The sequence below is a fragment of the Streptomyces lydicus genome (genome assembly GCF_004125265.1).
GTDB lineage: Bacteria > Actinomycetota > Actinomycetes > Streptomycetales > Streptomycetaceae > Streptomyces > Streptomyces lydicus_C.
The window spans coordinates 200289-224713 of the sequence record NZ_RDTE01000003.1 but is presented as its reverse complement, the minus strand read 5'-3'; the positions used below and the strand labels follow the sequence as shown (position 1 = coordinate 224713).

The following is a 24425-nucleotide window of genomic DNA, read 5'->3' as shown; positions in this document are numbered from 1 at the left end:
CGTTTCGCATCAGTGACGGGCGGCCAGATCCGCCACCGCTTCGGTCACCTGCATCGCCTGTGTGTCGTTGAGACGGGGATCGCACAGCGACCGGTAGCCGAGTGTCACGCCCGCTTCGTTGTCCGGGCCGCCAGGGCCGACGCACTCGGTCACCCGGTCCCCGGTGACCTCGAGATGCACTCCGCCGGGCCACTGACCCGCGCGTCCCAGCACCTCGAAGAAGCCGGTGAGTTCGTCGAGTATGTCCTTGGTGTACCGGGTCTTGATCCCGTGGGAGGTGACGACCGTGTTGCCGTGCATGGGATCGCAGACCCATGTCACCGGGTGGCCTGAACGGCGCGTCACGTCGACGAGTTCCGGGAGCCGTTCCCGTACCCGCCGAGCGCCGAGCCGGACGACCAACGTGAGCCGCCCGGGCCGCCGGTGCGGATCGAGCCGTTCGCACAGCTCCAGCACGTCCTCGTCGCGGATGCCGGCGCCGACCTTGCATGCGACAGGATTGCTCACGGACGCCAGCAGGGCCACATGAGCCCCGTCGGGCTGCCTGGTCCGCTCGCCGATCCACGGCAGGTGCGTCGACCCGGCGAACCACTCGCCCGTGACCGGGTCGAAGCGGGTGAGGGGTTCCTCGTAGTCGAGTACCAGGGCCTCGTGACTCACCCACAAGCGGTCCCGCCCCGACGCGGCGTCGAGCCGGTGCAACCGGTCCAGCACCATGCGAGCGGTCTGGTACGCGGCGAGCATGCGGAAGGGGTCGGAGCGCCTGCTCCGGACGTCGGGCTCGGACCCGTTGACCAGCAGACCACGGAAGATCGGCAACACCGTGCCGTCCACCGTCTCCACGGGCTGCGACCGGGGTTTGGCGAACTGGCCCGCCATCCGCCCGATGGTCAGTGCGGGGAGCTTCAGCCGGTCCGTGACGGTGTCGGCCATCCTGCCGATCAGCCGGTGATCGCTCTCGGCGCCGCGCACCGCATGCCTGCCGAAGGGCTCCGCGCAGGCACCTGCCTGCAGCAGGAATGCCTCGCCACGCTGCACTTGAGCCATGCGTGGGAGCAAGTCTCCGGCCTCGTCGGCGCCGACCAGGGCCGGCAGCGCCGACAACCGCCGGCGGACGGCAAGGGCGGTGACCGGGTCCGGCCAGTCGGGCTGCTGGGCGGCGGGCAGGGAGCCGGCGGTGGGCGACGTCTTTAACGTGGTCCTTTCCCGTGCAAGGGACCGTTGTTCTCCGATGCGGGTCGAGATCGGCATAAGGCGTGCCACTATTCCCCTCTTCCTGCGTATGAGCCTTGTGACGCAGGCCAAGATTATTGGAACACCCCGTTCAATCCGGATTCAAGTAGGTACCTTGAGGTACGCGAAAGGTGCGAGAGGCCTCACGCGAGGGCACTCAATTAAGGGCGCGAGGGCACTCGTTAAGGACGCGCGGGCACGCGTGAAAGGCCGGATGACCTCCCAACCGGGCGCCGGCGCCGCCCGGTTCGGCCGAGGCCAACGCACCTTGAGGTACGTAGTTGTGCGGCTTCGCTGACGCGGGGTACTTTTCTCACGTATAGCGTCCGCAATTGCGGAATTCCCCGTCGCACGCAGGCCACCGCTTGCATGGCGTTCCCAGGCCAGCGACCAGCGAACTTTCCAGGAGGACGGCAGATGTGCGGTGTCGCCGGATGGGTCAGTTTTCGTCAGGACCTCTCGCATGAGGAGAATATTCTCGCGGGAATGACCAACTCCATGACCTGTCGCGGCCCCGACGCTTCCGGGCAGTGGCTGTCGCGGCACGCGGCCCTCGGGCACCGCCGGTTGTCGATCATCGATCTTCCGGGTGGGACACAGCCCATGACGGTGGATACGCCCCAAGGGCCCGTCACCATGAGCTACAGCGGCGAGACCTACAATTTCGTCGAGCTCCGCGATGAACTGCGCAAACGCGGTCACACCTTCCGGACCAGGAGCGACACCGAGGTCGTGCTGCGCGGATACCTCGAATGGGGTGCCGCCATTGCGGAACGCATGGTGGGAATGTGCGCCATCGCGGTGTGGGATTCCCGGTACGAGCGGCTCACGCTGATCAGGGACCGCATGGGAACGAAGCCCATGCACTACTACCGGACCAAGGACGGCCTGCTCTTCGGCTCCGAACCCAAGGCGATTCTCGCGCATCCGGACGTCAAGCCTGTCGTGGACGCGGAGGGAATGCGTCAGCTCTTCAGCTTCTTCACGTCGTCCGAGAACGCGGTATGGGCCGGCATGAAGGTGATGACGCCCGGGACGGTCATCGAGTTCGACCGCAACGGGCTGCGTGAGCACACCTACTGGCAGCTGTCCGCCGAGGAGCACACCGACGACCTGGACACCACGGTGGCCCGGGTGCGGCAGATGGTGGAAGACAACGTGCGGCACGAGCTGGTCGCCGATGTGCCGCTGGGCCTCCTGCTCTCCGGTGGTCTCGACTCCAGTGCCCTGGCGGGAATCGCCAGCCGGCACCTGACCGCCAAGGGGGACCGGGCCCGTACCTTCTCGGTGGACTTCCCCGGCCAGAGCGAGAACTTCCAGCCCCATGAGATGGCCGACTCCGCCGACGCGCCGTACGCCAAGGAAATGGCCGCGCACATCGGTTCCGAGCACCACGACATCGTGCTCGACCACCGCAGGCTGTCCGACCCCGACCTCCGGCGCTCCGTCGTGGCGGCATGGGACCTTCCCTGGGGCATGGGCGATATCAACGGCTCGATGTATCTGCTGTTCAAGGCCGTGCGTGAGCATGTGACCGTGGCGCTCAGCGGCGAGGCCGCCGACGAGATCTTCGCCGGCCACGTGTGGCATCAGTCGAAGGCCGCCAGGTACGGCAGCACCTTCCCGTGGCACACCACCTGGCTCAAGCGGGTCGACTGCTCCGCCTACCTGACAGGCGACTTCCGGACCGCTCTGGACTCCGAGGCCTACACGGCCGACCGCTTCCAGGAGGCCACCGCGCGCGTGCCGTACCTGGACGGCGAGGACGAGGAACAGCGGATGTACCGGCGGTCGCTGCACCTGGGACTCAACCACTTCATGCGGGTGCTGGAGGACCGCGTCGACCGGATGGCGATGGCGGTGGGCCTGGAGACCCGGGTGCCGTTCTGCGACTACCGCCTGGCCCAGTACCTGTACAACGTGCCGTGGACGATGCAGACCTTCGACGGCAGGGAGAAGAGCCTGCTGCGCGCCTCGGTCAAGGATGTGGTGACCCGGTCGGTGGTGGAGCGCCGCAAGAGCCCCTACCCGTCCACCCAGGACACGCTGTACGTCGGCGCACTGCAGGAGCAGGTCAAGATCCTGCTCAAGGAGCCGAGCAGCCCGGTCTTCGATCTGTTCGACCGGGCCAAGCTCGCCGAGGCGGCCGAGCTGTCGCCGCAGCAGATCGCCGGCGCCCCGCGAGCGGCCTTCGAGAAGGTCCTGGACCTCGCCGTGTGGTTCGAGATCCGCAACCCGGAACTGCGGTACTGAGCGTACGGAGGAGTACCGTGAGCGACGAGCTCAGCCTGACCCGGGGCTACAACCTGCTCCGGATGAACGCGGACACCGAGAACCGTGAGGCCACCTTCACCCTGGGGGGCCGCGAGTACGAGCTGCTGGAGGGGGTCTTCTCGCCGACCCTTTGCCCGTCCACGGAGATCTACGCACAGTGGCTTCCCTACCCGGCGGACGGCAGTTTCCTGGAGATCGGAGCAGGAGCCGGCGTGATCTCCGTGACCGCGGCCCTCAGCGGTTGCGCCCGGGTGACCGCGCTGGACATCAACGAGAGGGCTGTGGAGAACACCCGCCGGAATGTGGCACGGCACGGTGTCGCCGACCGGGTGCAGGTGCTGCACAGCGACATGTATTCCGCACTGGAGGGCCGGGCGCGCTTCGACCTGGTGTTCTGGAGTTCCAGCTTCATCGAACCGTCGACGGACTTTGCGCACGAGACTCCGCTGCACCATGCGATATTCGATCCCGGATACGTCATGCACCAGGAGTTCTTGCGGTCGGCGGCCGACCATCTCGAACCCGGCGGCCGGCTCCTGCTCGGTTACAGCAACATGGGAAATCGCGAACTCCTCACCGAGGTTGCCGGCAACGCAGGACTGCGGTTCGAGCAGCTGCACGCGGCGCAGCACCCTCAGCTCGCCGATGTCGAATACCAGTTGCTCGAGTTTCATACGGCAGATCGGTCTGCGAGCTGAAGGAAGAATGGAGACGGGGCGCATCCAGTGAACCGAACAGAAGAATCCGGCTACCGTTCACTCTTCGAACAGTGGGATAACCGGTCCTGGGTGCGCTCGAAACCGCGCAGGAACGGAGCGTTCGCGAGCGGACTGCACTACTTTTCCCCCGACCTGTGCCCGCTGCTCGCTCACCCCGAGGTTCGGGCAGCCCCGGAACAGGTCCGGGAGGAGATTCTGGTGCACTCCCTCTACGTGTACCTGGAGTTCACGGTTCAGCTGGAACTCGGCCCGGTGAACGAGACCTGCCTGATGTTGCACTCACCGGACTTCTGCCCGTGGCTGCCCGCCCAGATGAAGGAGGACCTCCTCCGCATCTACACCGACGAGGCAGCGCACGCGGAGATGTCGCACACCCTGCTGACGACGGTCCGGGATCACACCGGTGTGGAACCGATTCCCCACACGCCGTTCTTCCTGCAGGAACTCTCCCGCCTGTACGCGGCGGAACTTCCGGTGTACCGGCCCCTGGTGAAGCTGTTCTTCTCCATCGTGTCCGAGACGCTGATCACCGGGAGTCTGACCAAGCTGCCGAAGGATCCCTCGGTGCAGCAGGCGGTACGGGAACTGGCCGCCGATCACGCGACGGACGAGGGTCTGCACCATGCCTACTTCCGACGTCTGTTCAAGTCGCTCTGGCCGAAGATGCCGGCGCCGCTCCAGAGCAAGATCGGGGCCATTCTGCCCGAGATCATTCTGGCGTTTCTGCGACCTGACGAAGTGGCGATGACGCGCATGCTCGCCGGGTACCCCGACATCTTCGGAGAGCCGGCGCGCGTGGTGGCCGAGACCGTGGAATTGCCACGGGTCCGCCAAAGCCTTGTCGACAATGCGACCCCCACACTGAGGATGCTGGCCCAGGAAGGTGCGTTCTCCGACCCGGCGATCTCCGCAGCGTTCGACAAGCACGGTCTGCGTCAGAGCGCATGACCCATCGACTGCGGGCATGCGGAGTCGGGCAGGTGGCCCTTCGTGCCGGCAGGCGCTTCGCCGCCCCGACCCGCAGAGGCAGGAGACCGTGGTGATCAACGACTACATACTCGCCCTACTGTCCGCACCGCCGGCGAACGCCACGGAGTTCACCAACCAGAACCCGGCGTTGTGGAGCGACAATTTGCGCAGGTGGCTTGACCGCGCCGCCGAATTGGACCACAGTTTCCGCTTCGACGAACCCGTACCGGATCAGGACAGCCGACGGCTCAGCCTGAGGACCCGCCTGCCCATAGCGTCCACCACGGACTTCGTGTTCCACACGTCGGCCGGCTTCGACAGACTCACTCCCCCTCGCGCCTGCCGGGCAGACTGTGACCTCGTTGTCCATTTCCTGTGCGTGGCGGATCGGCCCGCTGCACCGCAGCCGCGGGAACAACCCTGCACACCGTGGGCCGGTCGCCAGGGCCTCCTCGTCGTGGAGCCCCCGTGGGCGGCAGCCGTGCTCATCGCGCACTCGCCCCCGTTGTTCTGGGGCGCCTCGGCGCGCGAGGAGAACAGATCGCTGCTGGACAGTACGCGTCCCGGCACCGGAGGCGCAGGAGAACCGTGAATCGTGTCCACTTCATTTGTGACAACAATCTGAATCCTTGTGATGGCGTGAGTACCCGACCCTGGATAGTGGACGACGCGCTGTGGGTGCTGATCGAGCCGATACTGCCGCCGTGGCCCGAGCGGTCGCCAGGGCCACGGCCGGTGGCCGACCGGCTCTGTCTGCAAGGCATCCTGTACGTCCTCCACCACGACATCGCCTGGCAACTACTGCCTCCGGAGCTGGGGTTCGGCTCCGGACAGACCTGCTGGCGCCGCCTGGAACGCTGGCAGCAGGCCGGTATCTTCGAGCAACTGCGCTGCATTCTGCTCGCCGAACTGCACGCCGCCGGCCAACTCGACTGGTCACGGGCCTTCGTGGACAGCTCCCACCTCCGGGCGAAAGAGGGCGTGGCGACATCGGTCCGCCGCCGGTCGGCCGGCGCGCGACGGGCGGCACCCACCCCCTGATGGCGATCGGCCGGCCTGTTGAAGCCTGAACACCCGCGGTTCCGGAGCCCTTTGGCCGGACGGGTGCATCGGCTTGCTGTGGTGGTGGCGACACCGGTCCAGCGGCTGTGCGGCCGCCTTCGCGAGGCCCCCGACGCACTGCTCGGCCTCAGGCGCTACGACTCCCACCCGCACCGCGGCGAACTCCGCAGGCGTCGCCTCTCTCCGGTCACTCCGGTAAGGGCGCCCAGGACAGCAAAGGCACGGGAAATCTCCGCTGCGCCGTCGAGTAGGCCTTTGCTCTGCTCCACTGCTTCAAGCGCCTCGCTGTCCGGTGGGAACCATGCCCAACTCCGCGGCGTCTTAGTCTCTTCGGCCTGCAAGTGACATCTTCCCGCGACACGCCGAGAAAGCCTACTAGTGATCGTGTTACAGGCTCTGCGGAGGTGATAACGTTCCGAACTGTCGGGGGATTCTTCACACTTGGAGCAGGGGCATGCAAGTTTACCCTCAACGTATCCTTCCCGAGGCACGCCATACTGCGCCTGTGGATTGTCCCACCTGGCAATGCATGCAGTCGTCGATGGAGAAATGGACTGACGGCCAGCCCGGGCACGCTTGGAATTTGGCCCGGGAAGCCGCACGCCGTGGAATTCACTGCACGTCCGGTCCGGATGTCCCCCTGCAGGCCCATATATGGATGGCCAGACTGGCCATTGCGCTGCGTCAGAACGGTGAAGCCGAACGCAGCATTGCGGCTGCCGAGCGCTCTGTTGCGCTTGCCGGTAATCACCGGAACCAAGCAGTTCTCGAACTTCTCCGAGCGGCTTTGAACTGGAACCTGGGACGGGTTTCCGTAGCGCTTGAGCAGGCACAGGCCGTCTTGGCGGCTTCTGAGGAGACGGCGAAAAGCTGGAAACCGTACGCCCGTGTTCTCCTGGCCCTGGGTGCACTGAGACGGGCGGACCTGGGCACCGCCGGCGCGTATGTGCGGCAGGCCGCGATGGATTGGGCACTCGGCAACACCTACGGCCCGGCCTGTGCGTGGATGGTGGTGCAGACCACGGAGGCGGAACACGGGGCGGAGGCCGCCGCCCCCCTCGTGGAGCAGGTCATCTCACCTGGCCAGGACCGCGAAAGGCTCCTGCTGGCGGACCCGGCGGCCGCAGCGTGGCTGGCACGCTTCATGGTTCGCCGCGATGGGAGAAGCGCCGAAGCGATCGCGGTCACCGCCCGGACGCTCTCCACTCGCAGCGGGGATCTGCCCGCGCTGGAGGCAGCCGCCCGCCATGCCGAAGGGCTTGTCCGCCGCAGCGGCGCGGATCTGCACTTCGCCGCCGACCATCACCCCGATCCATGGGCCGCCGCCTCCGCACGGGAGGACCTCGGAGTGCTGCTCGCCGCGCAAGGGTCCTCGAAGCAGGCCATCACGGTGCTGGAACGCGCCGTGTCCGGGTATCTCACCGCACAGTCCCCCCGGGACGTTGCCCGGCTCAAGCGCAGGCTCCACCGGCTCGGCCGCAGCTGCGACCACGCGGACCGGCCCGAGGAACCCGGCGCGGGAATCCTGGGTCTGACGAAAACCGAGACCGCCGTGGCCGAGCTGGTCGCACTGGGACTTTCCAACGCACAGGCCGCCCAGAAGTTATTCATTTCGCGGCACACCGTTGCCCATCACTTGCGAAGCATCTTCAAGAAGCTCCGTATCTCGTCTCGTGTCGAGCTTGCCCGGACCTGGATGGAAAGCTCCCGGTAGAAATCCGGGTCCGGTGCTCCGTCGTGCGCGCACCCTACTCTTTCATGAATTCCATCTCCCGCTTCGCCCAGTCGAAGTCGGTCCGCGCGTTGACTATTTTCTGCTCGTGCTCGTCAAGCCATTCCCTGACGCCGCCCACGAGTTGGAGCAGGGTCATCCCCAGCTCGGTCAGTTCGTATCCGACCAATCTGTCGGTGGAATCCTTCGACGAAGTGAGGGGGCCCCTGACATACCCGTCACGCTGGAGCTTGTGAAGCGTTTCGATGAGCACCTTGTGATTGATTCCTTCGAGCCGCCGGGTGAGCTCGTTGAACCGGCGCTTGCCTCCGTCTAATTCGGCCATCACCTCAAGTGACCACCTTGCAGAAAGGGTGCACAGGACTTCCTTGATGGGAATCTCCGCGCCTTTCTGTATCGGCGCTGGTTCATGGATTGACTGTGTCACTGGGATCACCGCTTATTGCTGTGTCGATCGCTGTTGATCACTTGGGAAGAAGATGTCCGAAGCCAGTCCTCAACGAGACCGGCTGCGATGTCACTGTGCTGCTCCAGCATCGTGAAGTGGTTGCCGGGAACATCCAGCGCGACATGGTCCAAGGTCCAGGAGGTCCGCCACTGATCTGTCTCCGGCGCCGCCTCCTGGACCATCGGCTCCGATGCCCGCAGGAACAAGGTGGGCGCGTCGACGACGGTGGGCTTCCACCCTTGGAACAGCCTCAGATACGCGCCCATCGCGGTCAGGCGGGTGTCGTCGACCGGAACATGTACGTGGTTGCGCTCGAGGATCGCCGAGACCAACGCGGGGGCGATGGCGTCCCGTTCGTCACCTTCGGACAGATCGAGCACGTCCGCCAGCACCACCCCGGCCGGCCCCGTCCCCCGTGCTTCCAGGTGTGCGGCCAGCGCATGCGCCAGAATGCCGCCGGTGGAATGGCCCAACAGCACGAACGGCTCGGCGAGGCGGGCCTCTTCGATCCCCGAGGCCAACGCTTCCAGCACTGCCAGCTGCGTTGCCGGCACCTGCTCATCACGGCTGAAGCCGGGCAGCGGCAGCGCCCACACATCGCGTTCCCCCCGGAACGGAGCGGCCAGGCGGGCGTACTGGTGCGGGCCTGACACTGCCAGCATCGAGGGCACGCAGATCACGGCAGGTCCACGGCCCCCCTCGCCCAGCCGCACAGGACTGCTCGCCACGCCGGTGTGGAAGGCGGGCCTGAACTGCGACATCTCGGTCAGCAGTGCCAGGAACGCTCCCGCCCGGTGGGTGTCGGCGGCCTGCCGGAGCAGCGTGCCCATCACAAAAGCCGGCGCGTCGGGGGCGGGCGCCCGCTCGGTGAGTTCGTTCCGCAGGTGTCGGGCGAGTGCCATCGGTGTGGAGTGGTCGAACAGCGCCGCCGGCGCAAGGCGCAGCCCGGTTGCCGCAGTGAGTCCGTTCCGCAGCTCGACGGTGGTCAGGGAATCGAAGCCCAGCTCAAGGAACTCCCGGTCCGCCGCGACGTCGTGCGCGGGGCCATGTCCCAGAACCACGCGGATGTGGGTGCGCAGCAGGTCCAGCAGAACCAGGTCCTGCTGGTCAGCAGGCTTTCCGGCCAGTTGGTCGGACAGGGACGGCCCCGGCTCGGCCGCGACGGCCCGGCGTCCACGGGAGACGAGCCCCTTGAGCAGGGCGGGCGCCAGGACGTCGGTGTCGTCGGCGCTCCGCACGGTGGCCAGGTCCAGCCGGATGGGCACCATCACCGGTTTGCCCGCCGCCCGTGCCGCGTCGAACAGCGCAAGACCCTCCTCGTCGGACAGCGGCCGCACACCGGAACGCTTCATCCTGCGCATGTCGACTTCCGCGAGGTCGCGGGTCATCGCACCGCTCTGTTCCCAGGGCCCCCAGGCGAGCGAGAGCGCCGGAAGACCGGCTGCGTGGCGCTGCTCCGCCAGCGCGTCCAGCATCGCGTTGGCGGCCGCGTAGCTGCCCTGGCCCGGTCCGCCGAAAATGCCCGCGGCCGAGGAGAACATCACGAACGCGGACAGGTCGAGGTCCCGGGTCAGCTCGTGCAGGTGGAGCGCGCCGTCCACCTTGGGACGCAGGACCCGGTCGAGGTGTTCTTCGGTCAGCGCCGGGATGACAGCGTCGGCCAGCACACCTGCGGTATGCACGACGGCGGTGAGCGGACGGTGCTCGGGCACCGCCCGGAGCACCGCCGACAGCGCCGCCGCATCGGCCACGTCGCAGCGCGCCTGGACGATGTGGCCGCCGAGTGCCGTCAACTGCTCAGCGAGCTCCCGGTCCGGGGCGCTCCTGCTGACGAGCAGCAGGTGACGCACACCGTGCTCGACGATGAGATGCCTGGCCAGCAGCCTGGCCAGCGCGCCGTTGCCTCCGGTGATCAGCGTCGTGCCATCGCGGTCCCAGGCGGTGGCCTGCCCGAGGTCCCGCCCCGCCCTGGCCAGACGGCGGACGTGCGCCACCCCGGCCCGGATCACCAACAGCGGCTCGGCCGAAGTCAGCGCCGCAGAAACCGCGGTGACGGAGGCATCGTGCCCGTCCACATCGACCAGGGCGAACCTGCCGGGGTTCTCCGCTTGGGCCGAACGCACCAGGCCCTGGACCGCGGCCGCGGCGAGGCCGGAACCGTCGTCGGTGCTCCGCGTGAGGAACACCAGGCGGGCGGCGGCGAGTCGTTCGTCGGCCAGCCAAGCCTGGACCAGAGCCAGCGTCCTGGCCAGGGCGGTCCGGGCGGTCTCCGCCCGCGGTACCTCGACGACCATCGCCTCCGGGACCGGGATCCCGGACTCGATCTCCGCGACCAGCGCGGCCAGGTCGGGCAGCGAGCGCGCTCCGGTGCGCAGTTCACCGGTGCCGAGCTGGACGCAGGTGACCGGAGCCGCCGTGACCTGCTCCGGCACCAGGTCCACCTGGAACAGCGCCTTCGCATGACTGCCGGACAGCGTCGGGACGGGCCGGGCCGTCAGGGACTCCGCTGCCGCCACCGCCCGTCCGGAGGCATCGGTCACCAGCACCGACACCGCCCCCGGTCCCGTGCGGCGCAACCGTACGCGCAACGCCCGGGCGCCCGTGGCGAACAGCGACACTCCCGTCCAGGCGAACGGCAGCGCCCCGTCCCCACTCGCGATGTGCAGCGCGGCGTCGAACAGAGCAGGGTGCAGTCCGAAGGAGCCGGCCTCGTCGTGGCGCTCTTCGGGCAGAGCGACCTCGGCGAACAGGTCGTCCCCTCGCCGCCAGGCCGCGCGCAGTCCGCGGAACGCCGGGCCGTAGTCGACTCCGTCGTCGGCGAGCCGGTCGTAGAAGCCGCTCAGGTCAACCGCGGTCGCCGATACCGGCGGCCACTGCGCGAGCTCGCCGTCGGTCCCGGCATCGGCGGCGTGTTGCAGGACGCCACTGGCGTGGCGTGTCCAGACGCCGGGCTCGGTGCTGCCGTACACCCGCACGTCCCGCCGGCCGGCCTCCTCGGGCCCGACGGCCACCTGGAGTTCGACCTCGTCCTGGTCGTGCAGCGTCAGCGGTGTTTCGAGGGTCAGCTCCTCGACCGTGGGACTCCCGACCCGGTCGCCCACGTACAGCAGGAGATCGACGAAGGCCGTTCCGGGCAGCAACGCTGTGCCGTGGACGAGGTGATCGGCCAGCCAGGTGTGCGTCTTCAGCGACAGGCTGCCGCTGAACACCAGCGTGTCCGCATCATCGGCGAGATGCACCGAGTGGGTGAGCAGGGCGTGGCCGAGCCCGTCGGCACCCCGTGGCGCGCCGGGCGTATCGGCCAGCCAGTAGCGCCGGTGCTGGAAGGCGTAGGTCGGCAGCGCCTGCCTGCGGGTGTCTGTCTTCTCCCAGAAGGCGGGCCAGTCGACGCGCACACCATGGGTGTGCAGCTGGGAAACGGCGGTGACGATGCTCCGGGGTTCCGGCCGGTCCGCACGCAGCGCGGTGGCGAACACCGTTCCCTCGACGTCGTACAGGCAGTCCTGCCCCATCCCGGTCAGCGCCCCGCTCGCGCCCAGCTCCAGGAAGGCGCGCACACCTTGGGAGGCAAGCCGCCGCATGCCGTCGTGGAAGCGCACGGCTTCCCGCACATGGCGGGCCCAGTAGTCCGGAGAGGCCAGCTGATCGGCAGTGGCGGGCAGCCCCGTCACATCCGAGATCACCGGGATCCTGGGGGGATGGAACGTCACACCGGCGGCCACGCGTCGGAACGCGTCGACCATGTCCTCCATGTGCGCCGAGTGGAACGCGTGGGAGACACGCAACCGCTTGGTCTTGCAGCCACGGCGCTCGAACTCCTCCTTGATGTCGAGCACCGACTGCTCGTCACCGGAGATCACCACGGCCGACGGCCCGTTGATCGCGGCGATGGACACCCGGTCGCCGGCCGCGGCCACGAGCGGAGCGACTTGCTCCTCGGACGCCTGCAGGGCAACCATCGCCCCGCCCCGGGGGAGGGCTTGCATGAGTCGCCCGCGGGCCGCCACCAGTGCGCACGCATCCGGCAGCGAAAGGCATCCGGCGACATGGACGGCCGCCAGTTCACCTATCGAGTGGCCCAGCAGGAAGTCAGGCTTGATGCCCCATGAATCGACCAGCCGGAAAAGGGCCACGGAGATCGCGAACAGCGCCGGCTGGGTGTAACCGGTCTCGTCGAGCAGCCGGGCCGGCTCCGAGTCGGGTGCCGCGAACATCACCTCACGCAGCGGGACGTCCAGATGGGGGTCGAATGCGGTGAGGACCGAGTCCAACGCCTCCGCGAACACGGGGAATTCCTCCGCGAGCTGCCTTCCCGCCCCCAGCCGCTGGCTTCCCTGCCCGGGAAACAGGAACGCCGTCCGCCCGGCCCGCACACTCGTGGTCTCGGCAGTCCTGAGCGCGGCCAGCAAGTCATCCCGGGTCTCGCCCACCACCATGGCCCGGTGCTCGAAGTGGGCGCGCCCTGCGGCGAGGGTGTAGCCGACGTCGGCGGGGTCGAGTTCGGGGTGGGTTTCCAGGTGGGTGCGCAGGCGGTCGGTTTGGTGGCGTAGTGCGTCCGGGCTGCGGCCGGACAGCAGCCAGGGCACCACACCGCCGGTTTTGCGGGCGGGTGGTGGCTGTTCCGATGGTGCTTGTTCGAGGATGACGTGTGCGTTGGTTCCCGAGACGCCGAAGGAGGAGACTCCTGCGCGGCGGGGTCGGTCGGAGTCGGGCCATGGTTGTGTGGCAGTGACGAGTTCGATGCCTTCGCCCCACTGCACGTGCGGGGAGGGGGTGTCCACGTGCAGGGATGCGGGTACGACGCCATGCTGCATCGCCTGCACCATCTTGATCACGCCCGCCACACCCGCGGCGGCTTGGGTATGACCGAGGTTGGACTTCACCGACCCGAGCAGCAAGGGGGCACCGGAGCGCTGTCGGCCGTAGGTTTCTGCGAGTGCGCCGACCTCGATCGGATCGCCCAGCCGTGTCCCGGTGCCGTGTCCTTCCACGACGTCCACGTCACCGGGGCTCAGTCCGGCGCTCGTCAGTGCCTGGCGTACCACCCGCTCCTGGGCCCGTCCGCTGGGTGCGGTCAGTCCGTTGGATGCGCCGTCCTGGTTGACCGCGGAGCCCCGTACCACCGCGAGCACCCGGTGCCCGTGCCGCACCGCATCGGACAACCGCTCCACCACCAGCACACCGACACCCTCGCTCCAGCCGGTGCCGTCGGCTGCCGAGGCGAAGGACTTGCACCTGCCGTCCGGGGCGAGGCCGCGCTGCCGGCTGAACTCCACGAAGATGCGCGGATTGCACATGACGGTGACGCCGCCCGCCAGCGCCAGGGAGCACTCGCCGGAGCGCAACGACTGCACCGCCCAGTGCAGCGCCACCAACGACGACGAACACGCCGTGTCCACCGTGACCGCGGGCCCTTCGAGCCCCAGCACATACGCCACCCGACCGGAGGCCACGCTGCCCGCTGTGCCGATGCCGAGGTACCCCTCGATCTCCCCGGGCAGCGTGTCCACCCCGGAGCCGTAGTCGTGGTACATCACTCCGGCATACACACCGGTGCTGCTTCCGCGCAGTGCGAGGGGATCGATCCCCGCGTCTTCGACGGCTTCCCAGGACGCCTCCAGCAGCAACCGCTGCTGCGGGTCCATCGCCAGTGCCTCCCGCGGTGAAATGCCGAACATCTCCGCGTCGAAGTCACCCGCACCGGCCAGGAACCCGCCCTCGGCGGTGTACGACGTGCCCGCCACGTCCTCGGAACTGAACAACCGGTCCAGGTCCCACCCACGGTCGTCGGGGAACGCAGACACCGCGTCCCCGCCCGACATGAGCAGCTCCCAGAGGTCCCGGGGGCTTTGCACACCGCCGGGGTAGCGGCACGCCATCCCCACGATGGCCACCGGCTCGTGCTGGGCGTCCTCGACCTCCTTGAGACGGCGGCGGGTCTGCCGGAGGTCGGTGGTCAGCCGCTTGAGCGTGTCGAGGATCTTCTTGTCGTCAGCCATCGGTTACTTCCCGTCCTCTCCTGCTGAGAGGCCTTCGAGTGCGTCCTCGGCGAGATCGAGCATCTCGTCGATGGTCGACACGTCAAGGTCGTCGTCGGCGTCGGAGTCGTCGGATCGTTCGGGCAGCCAGGCCGCGGCCAGGTCTCTCAGGCGACGGACCAAGGCTTCGTGCCGGGCATCACCGGGGGGTGTGCGCCGCAGTTCGGCCTCGACTTCGTCCAGTCCGTCCCTCGTGGGGCTGCCCTGGCTCTCGAGCAGCCCGGCGAGCAGGTGCTCGGTGAGCGCCGACGGCGTCGCGTAGGTGAAGACCACAGTGGTCGGCAGCCGCAGACCGGTCGCGGTGACCAGACGATTGCGCAGTTCCACGGCGGTCAGCGAATCGAATCCCAGGTCCATGAAGGCCCGTTCCGGATCGATCGCCGCCGCTTCGTCATGGCCCAGGACGGCAGCCACCTCCGCCCTGACGAGTTCGTTCAGCGCCGGCGCCCGTTCGGATTCGGGAAGCGCCGCCAACCGTGCTGCCGACCAGCGCTGGTCTGGCCCGGCCGCTGTGCGACGCGTGGGCACCCGTAGCAGGCCCTGGAGTACGGAAGGAACACCGTTGTGTCCCGCCTGGGACCGTAGCGATGAGAGGTTCAGCGCTATCGGCACCACTGCAGGCTCGTCCAACGCCCGCGCGAGGTCGAACAGGGCCAGACCTTCCGCGGTGGACAGCTCCGTGACGCCGGCACGTTCCAGCCGCCGTACGTCCGTGTCTCCGAGGTGTGCGGTCATGCCGGTGCGCTGGGCCCAGAATCCCCAGGCCAGGGCGATTCCGGGCAGCCCTTCCGCCCGTCGGCGCAGTACCAGAGCGTCCAGCACCGCGTTGGCGGCGGCGTAGTTGCCCTGGCCCGGTCCGCCGAAGACCGCCGAAGCGGAAGAGAAGAGGATGAAGTCCGCCAGGTCGAGTCCCTGAGTGAGCGTGTGCAGGTTGAGCGCCCCGTCCACCTTGGGTGCCAGCACCGCCGACACCTGTGCGGGGGTCATGTCCGTGATCAGCGCATCATCGAGGACCCCGGCGGCGTGTATGACAGCGGTCAGCGGGTGCGTGCCGGGCACCGCCGACAGCACCTCGGCCAACGCGTCCTTGTCCGCCGCGTCGCAGGCCACGATGGCTGCCTCGGCACCCAGCTCGCGCAACTGAGCCTTCAGCTCCTCGGCGCCTTCCGCGTGGGGGCCGCCACGGCTCAGGAGAAGCAGGTGCCGGACGCCGGACTCGGTCACCAGGTGGCGTGCGAGCTCAGCGCCCAGCACACCGGTACCCCCGGTGATCAGCACGGTTCCCTCCGGGTTCCATGCCCTGCCGGTCCGCTGACCGCTCGTGCTCGTCCTGACCAGCCTGGGTACGAACAGCTCTCCCCGGCGCACTGCCAGCTGCGGCTCGCCGGATTTCACCGCGGCGGGCAGTTGCTGGTAGTCCTCGTGGGTGTCGTCGGTCTCGACCACGACAATCCGGTCACCGTGCTCGGACTGGGCGGAGCGCACCAACCCCCACACACCGGCGGACGGGAGAGCCGGCGTCCGGCCGGTGAGGAGCACCAGCCTGGCATCGGCGAACCGCTCGTCGGACAGCCAGGTCTGCAGGACGTCCAGCGTGTGCAGTACGGCGGCGTGCACGGCCACCGTGTCATCGGCATCCCGCAGGGGGACGGGGACGACCACGACGCCAGGTGCGGCACGGCCCGCGCCGATGTGCTCGGCCAGCTCCTCGAACGTCTCGTAGGAGCGGTCTGCCACCCCGGCGTCCACCAGCGCGCCGGACCGCGGTTGCACGTCGCCGACGACGACCCATCGGCCGGTGTCCTGCGTCAGCTCGCGGGAGCCGAGCTTCGTCCACTCCAGCTGGAACAGTGAGTGCTCGCCGGCGGAACGCAGGAGGTCGAGTTGCTTGGCGGGTGCCTTCCGTACCAGCAGGGAATCCACCGACAGTACGGGGCGCCCGGCCGCGTCCCTCGCCTCCAGCGCTACGGCGTCGGCTCCCTGCGGGGTCAGCTGGACGCGCAGCGAGGTGGCACCGGTCGCGTAGAGCGAGACGCCGTTCCACGAGAAGGGCAGCATGATCTGGCCGGAATCCGAACCCGTGGTGAGCAGCCCCCCTGCCACCGCCGCCTGGACCGCCGCGTCGAGCAGCGCCGGGTGCGACTGGTACGCGTTCGCCTCCGCCAGACACGGCTCGGGGAGTTCCACCTCGGCCACGACGGCTTCGCCGTTTCGCCACACCGACCGAATCCCCTGGAACGCGGGACCGTAGTGGAAGTCATCGGCTGCCAGCCGTTCGTACAAGCCCGCAAGGTCGACCGGCTCCGAGCCGGGAGGCGGCCATGCGGCATTGTCGACGGCGACGTTCTCCGTACCGGCCGACAAGGTGCCGACCGCGTGCCGCGTCCATCCTTGCCCGGTGTCGCCTTGCTCGATGCCGGCGCGACGGGAATGGAAGCTGACCGAGCGGCGTCCGTCGTCGCCGGACGCGCCGATCACGAACTGGATGTGCACCTCCTTGTCCTCGGGCAGCACGAGCGGCGTCTCGAACGCCAACTCTTCGATCCGGTCGCAGCCTGCTTCCTCGGCCGCGTAGAGCGCCATCTCGACGAACGCGGTTCCGGGCAGCAGCACGGTTCCCAGCACGGCATGGTCGTTGAGCCAGGAATGCGTACTTCCGGACAGGGTCCCGGAGAACACCAGTCCGCCTTCGGGCTGCGCCAGTGCGACGACATCGGTCAGCAGCGGATGGGATGTCGAAGCATCCTTCGCGGACACGTTCTCGAGCCAGTAGTGGTCGTGTTGGAAGGCGTAGGTGGGGAGTGCGATGCGTTGGGCGCCGCGGTCGGTGAAGGCGGCGTTCCAGTCGATGTCGACTCCGTGGACGTGGGCTTCGCTCAGTGAGGTGAGGAAGCGGTCCATGTCTCCGTCGTCGCGGCGTAGGGAGCCCAGTGCCACGGTGGGGGAGTCGGAGTGGTCTTCGAAGGTGTCCTGCAGGCCCATGCCGAGGACGGGGTGTGCGCTGATTTCGATGAAGACGTCGCGTCCGTCGTCGATGAGGCGGCGGGTGACTTCTTCGAAGCGGACGGTCTGCCGCAGGTTGCGGACCCAGTAACTGGCGTTCAGCTCAACGGTGTCGATCGGTGTCCCGGTCACCGTCGAATAGAAGGGGACGCGGGAGGAAGAAGGCTTCAGACCCGTGAGTGATGAGGTCAGTTCCTGTTCGATGGTGTCGACGTGGGCGGAGTGGGAGGCGTAGTCAACGGCGACCGTGCGGGCGTGTACTCCCTCGGCGGTCCGTGCCGCGACGAAGTCCTCGACAGCGCGGACGTCGCCGGATATGACCACGGAGCGCGGGCCGTTGACGGCGGCGACCGAGAGTCCTTCCAGGCCGGTGATGTGTTCGCGTACGTCGTCCAACGGCAGGGATATCGAGGCCATGGCGCCGGAGCCGGCCAGCTTGTCGCGGATCAGCTGGCTGCGCAGCGCGACAACGCGGGCGCCGTCGTCCAGGGAGAGCGCGCCTGCGACGCAGGCTGCTGCGATTTCTCCTTGGGAGTGTCCCGCTACTGCGGAGGGGGTGACGCCCATGGACCGCCAGAGTCCTGCCAGGGAGACCATCACTGCCCATGAGGCGGGCTGGACGACGTCCACGCGCTCCATCATCGAGGCGTCAGCGAGGACTTCGGACAGTGACCAGTCGACGAACGGGGCGAGTGCCTGCTCGCATTCGGCCATCAGCGCCGCGAATTTCGGGGAGGACTTCATGAGGTCTTGCCCCATGCCGACCCATTGCGCTCCCTGTCCCGGGAATACGAAGACCACTTCACGGTGGGCAAGGGCAGTGCCCTCGGCCACCCAGGTTGTCAGGTCGCCGTCCATGGCTACGGCGCGGTGTTCGAAGTGGGCGCGTCCTGCGGCGAGGGTGTAGCCGACGTCTACGGGGTCGAGTTCGGGGTGGGTTTCCAGGTGGGCGTGCAGGCGGTCTCTCTGGTCGCGTAGTGCGTCCGCGTTACGGCCGGACAGCAGCCACGGCACCGCACCGCCGCTCTTGCGGGAGGGCGCTGGTACCGGTGGGGCCTGCTCGATGATGACGTGTGCGTTGGTTCCCGAGACGCCGAAGGACGAGATCCCGGCGCGGCGGGGTCGGTCGGTGTCGGGCCATGGCTGTGTGGCGGTGACCAGCTCGATGCCTTCGCCCCACTGCACGTGCGGGGAGGGGGTGTCCACGTGCAGGGATGCGGGTACGACGCCGTGTTGCATCGCCTGCACCATCTTGATTATCCCTGCGACCCCGGCGGCGGCTTGGGTATGACCGAGGTTCGACTTCACCGACCCGAGCAGCAACGGGGCACCGGACCGCTCCCGGCCATAGGTCTCCACCAGGGCACCCACCTCGATCGGATCGCCCAGCCGCGTCCCGGTGCCGTGTCCTTCCACGACGTCCACGTCACCGGGGTCCAGTCCGGCGCTCGTCAGTGCCTGGCGTACCACCCGCTCCTGGGCCCGTCCGCTGGGTGCGGTCAGTCCGTTGGATGCGCCGTCCTGGTTGACCGCGGAGCCCCGTACCACCGCGAGCACCCGGTGACCGTGCCGCACCGCATCGGACAACCGCTCCACCACCAACACACCGACACCCTCAGCAAACCCCGTCCCGTCGGCTGCCGCCGCGAAGGACTTGCACCTGCCGTCGGGGGCGAGGCCGCGCTGCCGGCTGAACTCCACGAACCGTGAGGGTGAGGACATGACGGTGACCCCGCCCGCCAAGGCCAGGGAGCTCTCACCGGAGCGCAACGACTGCACCGCCCAGTGCAGCGCCACCAACGACGACGAACACGCCGTGTCCACCGTCACCGCGGGCCCTTCGAGCCCCAGCGCATACGACACCCGACCGGACAGGACACTGGCGGCGCTTCCGGTGCCCAACTGCGCTTCCAGCGCGGCGGGGTAGCGCCTCAGCCTGGAGGCGTAGTCCTGCCCGTTGGACCCCATGAACAGGCCGGTGTCGCTTTCCCGCAGCGTGAAGGGGTCGATCCCTGCGTCCTCGATGGCTTCCCAGGACGCCTCCAGCAGCAACCGCTGCTGCGGGTCCATCGCCAACGCCTCCCGCGGAGAGATTCCGAAGAACTCCGGATCAAAGTTCTTGGAATCTTCCAAGAACCCTCCGTGCCGGGTATAGCTCGACCCCGCTTTTTCGCTATCGGGGTTGAACAGTGTGTCGACGTCCCAGCCCCGGTCCTCCGGAAACCCGGAGATCGCGTCCCGTTCGGAGATCACCAGGTTCCACAAGTCAGCAGGGCTGGTCACGCCACCGGGGTAATGGCATGCCATTCCCACGACTGCCACCGGCTCACGGCCGTTTTCGGCAAGCTCGCGATTTCGTTGTCGTAGACGTTCGCTTTCCTTCACAGAGGCGCGTAGTGCGTTGATGAGCTGCTGTTCAGACATCATTACCCCAGGCTCGTGACTCAGACATCGCCGACTTGGTGTGCCATCTCGATGAGTGCGGCGAGATCAGCTGAATCAGCATCAACGCCGGCTGCCGCAGGTTCATCCGGCGCATGTTCAGGTTCTGCGGACGGTGAGGGAATCGGGAACAGCTCGTCACACAGTTTCCGCGCCATCGCCTCGGCGGTCGAGTACTCGAAGGCGAACGTGGTGGGTAGCCGCAGGCCCGTAGCCGTATTGAGTTTGTTGCGCAGCTGTACGGCCTCCATGGAGCCGAGGCCGAGCTCGGTGAATGCCGTCCTGGCGCCGATCTCTCCCGAGTCCTCCTTGTATCCCAGGACGGCAGCGGCGTGTGTGCGGACAACGTCCACAAGGGCGCGGATTTTTGCGTTCGCCGAGAGATTGGCCAACCGGTTCCGGAGAGATGCATCGTCCGACCTGCTCGCCTGCGGAGCGCGCGCTTTCCGGACCGGTTCGGCGGTTCCGATTTTCTCAGCGGATATCGGGCGCAGCACCAAGGACTCCACCGATGCCACGGGGCGGCCTGTGGTCTGCGTAATGCTCAGGGACAGAGTGTCCGGCTGCCGCCTTGAGATCCTGCACCGCAATACGGAGGCTCCCGGCTCGTACAACGACACCCCCGTCCAGGCGAAGGGCATCCGGATCTGTTGCGCTTCCTCGTCCAGGTCGGCGACCAACAGAGACTGCAGAAGCGCGTCCAGCAGCGCCGGATGCAGGAGAAAGGCGCCGGACCCACCGGCTTCTGATCCGGGCAGCGCGACTTCGGCGAAAAAGTCCTGGTCGTTGCGCCACACTGCGCGAAGACATTGGAACGCCGGACCGTAGTCGTACCCGCGATCGATCAGGCGGTCATAGACGCCACTCAGATCGAGAGCGGTGGCACCCATCGGTGGCCACTCCTCCACTGCGGTGGTGGATTTGCCGGGGTCCTGCGCGGACGACCTCACCATGGAGCCGACCGCGTGCCGCACCCAGCCCGATTCGCTCTGGGAATGCACGCTCACCGCTCGTCTGCCTTCCGCGTCCGGCGATGCCATGGCGACCTGGAACTTGACCCTGGCGCCTTCGCGGAAGACCAGCGGCGCCTCCAGGGTCAGTTCCTCGATATGGTCCGCCCCGACTTCCGCGCCCGCCCGGAACGCCAGTTCAAGCAACGCCGATGCGGGCAGGACCATGACGCCGGCGACTATGTGGTCGGCAATCCAGGGGTGAGTGCTTTCGGAGAGGCAGCCCGTGAGCAGAAGACCATCCGTCTGCGCCAGTTCTACCAGCGCGTTCGCCAGGATGTGGTGGAGCGCTTCCTGTCCCGCGGCGTCGACATCCGGCCTGCGGCTCACGTTCTCGAGCCAGTAGTGGTCGTGTTGGAAGGCGTAGGTGGGGAGTGCGATGCGTTGGGCGCCGCGGTCGGTGAAGGCGGCGTTCCAGTCGATGTCGACTCCGTGGACGTGGGCTTCGCTCAGTGAGGTGAGGAAGCGGTCCATGTCTCCGTCGTCGCGGCGCAGGGAGCCCAGTGCCACGGTGGGGGAGTCGGAGTGGTCTTCGAAGGTGTCCTGCAGGCCCATGCCGAGGACGGGGTGTGCGCTGATTTCGATGAAGACGTCGCGTCCGTCGTCGATGAGGCGGCGGGTGACTTCTTCGAAGCGGACGGTCTGCCGCAGGTTGCGGACCCAGTAACTGGCGTTCAGCTCAACGGTGTCGATCGGTGTCCCGGTCACCGTCGAATAGAAGGGGACGCGGGAGGAAGAAGGCTTCAGACCCGTGAGTGATGAGGTCAGTTCCTGTTCGATGGTGTCGACGTGGGCGGAGTGGGAGGCGTAGTCAACGGCGACCGTGCGGGCGTGTACTCCCTCGGCGGTCCGTGCCGCGACGAAGTCCTCGACAGCGCGGACGTCGCCGGATATGACCACGGAGCGCGGGCCGTTGACGGCGGCGACCGAGAGTCCTTCCAGGCCGGTGATGTGTTCGCGTACGTCGTCCAGTGGCAGGGATATCGAGGCCATGGCGCCGGAGCCGGCCAGCTTGTCGCGGATCAGCTGGCTGCGCAGTGCGACAACGCGGGCGCCGTCGTCCAGGGAGAGCGCGCCTGCCACACAAGCCGCCGCGATTTCCCCCTGGGAATGTCCCGCCACCGCGGACGGAGCAACTCCCATGGACTGCCACAGCCCTGCCAGGGAAACCATCACTGCCCACGACGCCGGCTGTACGACATCGACCCGCTCCATCATCGAGGCGTCACCAATCACCTCGGACAGGGACCAGTCCACGAACGGGGCGAGCGCCTGCTCGCACTTCGCCATCGACGCAGCGAATACCGGCGAGGACTCCATGAGGTCTTGCCCCATGCCGACCCACTGCGCTCCCTGTCCCGGGAACACGAAGACAACCTCGCGATGCGCAACGGCAGTTCCCTCAGCCACCCACGTTGTCAGGTCGCCGTCCATGGCTACGGCGCGGTGCTCGAAGTGGGCCCGGCCGGCAGCGAGGGTGTAGCCGACGTCGGCGGGGTCGAGGCCGGGGTGGGCGTCCAAGTGGGTGCGCAGACGGCTGATTTGGTCGCGAAGCGCGTCCGCAGTACGGCCGGACAGCAGCCATGGCACCACACCGCCGGTTTTGCGGGCGGGCGGTGGCTGTTCCGATGGTGCTTGTTCGAGGATGACGTGTGCGTTGGTTCCCGAGACGCCGAAGGACGAGATCCCGGCGCGGCGGGGTCGGTCGGAGTCGGGCCACGGCTGTGCGGCCGCGACGAGTTCGACGCCTTCGCCCCACTGCACGTGCGGGGAGGGGGTGTCCACGTGCAGGGATGCGGGTACGACGCCGTGCTGCATCGCCTGCACCATCTTGATCACGCCCGCCACACCCGCGGCGGCCTGGGTATGACCGAGGTTGGACTTCACCGACCCCAGCAGCAACGGGGCACCGGAGCGCTCCCGGCCATAGGTCTCCACCAGGGCACCCACCTCGATCGGATCGCCCAGCCGTGTCCCGGTGCCGTGTCCTTCCACGACGTCCACGTCACTGGGGTCCAGTCCGGCGCTCGTCAGTGCCTGGCGTACCACCCGCTCCTGGGCCCGTCCGCTGGGTGCGGTCAGTCCGTTGGATGCGCCGTCCTGGTTGACCGCGGAGCCCCGTACTACTGCGAGGACCCGGTGACCGTGCCGGACCGCATCGGACAATCGCTCCACCACCAGCACACCGACACCCTCGGCAAACCCCGTCCCATCGGCGCTACCGGCATACGAACGGCACCGGCCATCCGCGGACAGGCCCCGCTGCCGACTGAATTCCACGAAGGTCGCCGGGTTGGACATGACGGTGACCCCGCCCGCCAAGGCCAGGGAGCTCTCACCGGAGCGCAACGACTGCACCGCCCAGTGCAGCCCCACCAATGACGACGAACACGCCGTGTCCACCGTCACCGCGGGCCCTTCGAGCCCCAGCACATACGACACCCGACCGGACAGGACTCCGCCGGATTTTCCCGTGGTGAGGTGTCCTTCGAGCTCTCCGGGGACCTGGTCGATCTTCGACGCATAATCGTGGTACATCAATCCGGCGAACACACCGGCATGGGTGCCACGGAGTGCACGTGGGTTTATCCCTGCCGACTCGATGGCTTCCCAGGACGTTTCCAGCAGCAACCGCTGCTGCGGGTCCATCGCCAGCGCCTCATGGGGTGAGATGCCGAAAAAGCGCGGATCGAATTCTGCCGCACCCTCCAGGAAGCCTCCCCGCCTGGTGTAGCTGGTACCTGGGTGATCGGGGTCCTCGTTGTAGAGAGCAGCTACGTCCCACCCGCGATCGGCAGGAAATTCCGTGGTGGCATCCTTGCCGGCAGATATGAGATCCCATAGGCCCTCAGCCGACCGCACTCCCCCGGGGTAGCGGCATGCCATCCCCACGATGGCGATGGGATCGTCGGCGGATGCCTCACCCTCTCGCACGGAACTTTCCTGCAACGTATGTGATCCGGCCGGAGGTTCCGTGGTCGCTTCATCACCGATCAGCGTGAAGAGATGCTCAGCCAAAGCCAGTGGGGTGGGGTAGTCGAAGGCCACGGTGTCAGGCAACGAAAGGTGGGTGACATCATTCAGCCGGTTGCACAACTGGACGGCAGCGATGGAGTCGAACCCGGAATCCTTGAACGACTGATCCACCTTGACCATGTTCGGCTGCACGTAAACGAGCACCTGAGCCACTTGGTCGCGAACCAGGTCGACCAGAGAGTTGAGATCCGGGAAGCGTCGCATGGCGGAGCGGTCCTCGGCCGGGCCGGGAAAATGATCCTGATTCACCTGAGCACCTCATCGAAAACATTGATGTCACCCCGGCAATTGCGGGGCGAGGGAATCCGTGGTGATGACACCTTCAACATGACCCGTGTGACAACAAGATGCCGGGACGGAGTCATGGACTTGTCTGCGAGGACGGTGCCTTCGGTATGGTGTTCGCGGATATATGCGGTCAAGACGTGACGGGGTAGTGTGACTGTGGTAGGGCGTCAA

At 67.6% G+C, this 24425-nt stretch carries 11 protein-coding genes; 6 read left to right on the top strand and 5 right to left on the bottom strand.

The window, feature by feature from the left end; genetic code table 11:
- Positions 1-9 precede the first annotated feature (9 nt).
- Positions 10-1251, bottom strand: coding sequence for a 3-deoxy-7-phosphoheptulonate synthase (locus tag D9V36_RS03835; RefSeq protein WP_129292501.1), 1242 nt, complete (start codon positions 1249-1251; stop codon positions 10-12).
- Positions 1252-1602: 351 nt separating this feature from the next.
- On the opposite strand from D9V36_RS03835, the gene asnB reads away from it, so the two are divergent.
- From asnB to D9V36_RS03810, 6 genes are all read left to right on the top strand, one after another.
- Positions 1603-3486 carry an asparagine synthase (glutamine-hydrolyzing) gene (asnB, locus tag D9V36_RS03830; RefSeq protein WP_347239695.1) on the top strand — a complete coding sequence of 628 codons (1884 nt, stop codon included), beginning with the start codon at positions 1603-1605 and terminating at the stop codon, positions 3484-3486.
- Between the two features lie 17 nt (positions 3487-3503).
- The gene (locus D9V36_RS03825) at positions 3504-4205 is read left to right on the top strand and encodes a class I SAM-dependent methyltransferase (protein WP_241720690.1); all 702 of its coding nucleotides are present in this window, start codon (positions 3504-3506) and stop codon (positions 4203-4205) included.
- Positions 4206-4232: 27 nt separating this feature from the next.
- Positions 4233-5174, top strand: a complete 942-nt coding sequence (locus tag D9V36_RS03820) for a diiron oxygenase (RefSeq protein WP_129292499.1) — start codon at positions 4233-4235, stop codon at positions 5172-5174.
- Positions 5175-5265: 91 nt separating this feature from the next.
- Positions 5266-5787 carry a hypothetical protein gene (locus D9V36_RS40670; RefSeq protein ID WP_164992868.1) on the top strand — a complete coding sequence of 174 codons (522 nt, stop codon included), beginning with the start codon at positions 5266-5268 and terminating at the stop codon, positions 5785-5787.
- A gap of 47 nt (positions 5788-5834) precedes the next feature.
- Positions 5835-6236, top strand: coding sequence for a transposase (locus D9V36_RS40665; protein ID WP_164992867.1), 402 nt, complete (start codon positions 5835-5837; stop codon positions 6234-6236).
- A 679-nt stretch (positions 6237-6915) separates the two neighbouring features.
- Positions 6916-7971, top strand: coding sequence for a helix-turn-helix transcriptional regulator (locus D9V36_RS03810; protein WP_164992866.1), 1056 nt, complete (start codon positions 6916-6918; stop codon positions 7969-7971).
- A gap of 34 nt (positions 7972-8005) precedes the next feature.
- Here the strand turns inward: D9V36_RS03810 and D9V36_RS03805 are convergent, their stop codons facing one another.
- From D9V36_RS03805 to D9V36_RS03790, 4 genes are read right to left on the bottom strand one after another with little or no spacing between them, the layout of a single operon-like run.
- The gene (locus tag D9V36_RS03805) at positions 8006-8416 is read right to left on the bottom strand and encodes a winged helix-turn-helix transcriptional regulator (protein ID WP_129292496.1); all 411 of its coding nucleotides are present in this window, start codon (positions 8414-8416) and stop codon (positions 8006-8008) included.
- Positions 8417-8421: 5 nt separating this feature from the next.
- Complete coding sequence (locus D9V36_RS03800) at positions 8422-14436, bottom strand: type I polyketide synthase (protein WP_129292495.1); 6015 nt, start codon at positions 14434-14436, stop codon at positions 8422-8424.
- 3 nt (positions 14437-14439) lie between these two features.
- Positions 14440-19863: a type I polyketide synthase gene (locus D9V36_RS03795; RefSeq protein ID WP_431357741.1), complete on the bottom strand. Its 5424-nt coding sequence runs from the start codon at positions 19861-19863 to the stop codon at positions 14440-14442.
- 59 nt (positions 19864-19922) lie between these two features.
- A complete protein-coding gene (locus D9V36_RS03790; protein ID WP_129292493.1) occupies positions 19923-24215 on the bottom strand; it encodes a type I polyketide synthase in 4293 nt (1430 codons plus the stop codon).
- Between the last annotated feature and the right edge of the window lie 210 nt (positions 24216-24425).

What these genes read in the sequence shown, in the direction of transcription:
- D9V36_RS03810 (WP_164992866.1), top strand. Translation starts at nt 6,916, where the DNA reads ATGGCCAGACTGGCCATTGCGCTGCGTCAGAACGGTGAAGCCGAACGC.
- D9V36_RS03835 (WP_129292501.1), bottom strand. Translation starts at nt 1,251, where the DNA reads ATGCCGATCTCGACCCGCATCGGAGAACAACGGTCCCTTGCACGGGAA.
- D9V36_RS03800 (WP_129292495.1), bottom strand. Translation starts at nt 14,436, where the DNA reads ATGGCTGACGACAAGAAGATCCTCGACACGCTCAAGCGGCTGACCACC.
- asnB (WP_347239695.1), top strand. Translation starts at nt 1,603, where the DNA reads ATGGCGTTCCCAGGCCAGCGACCAGCGAACTTTCCAGGAGGACGGCAG.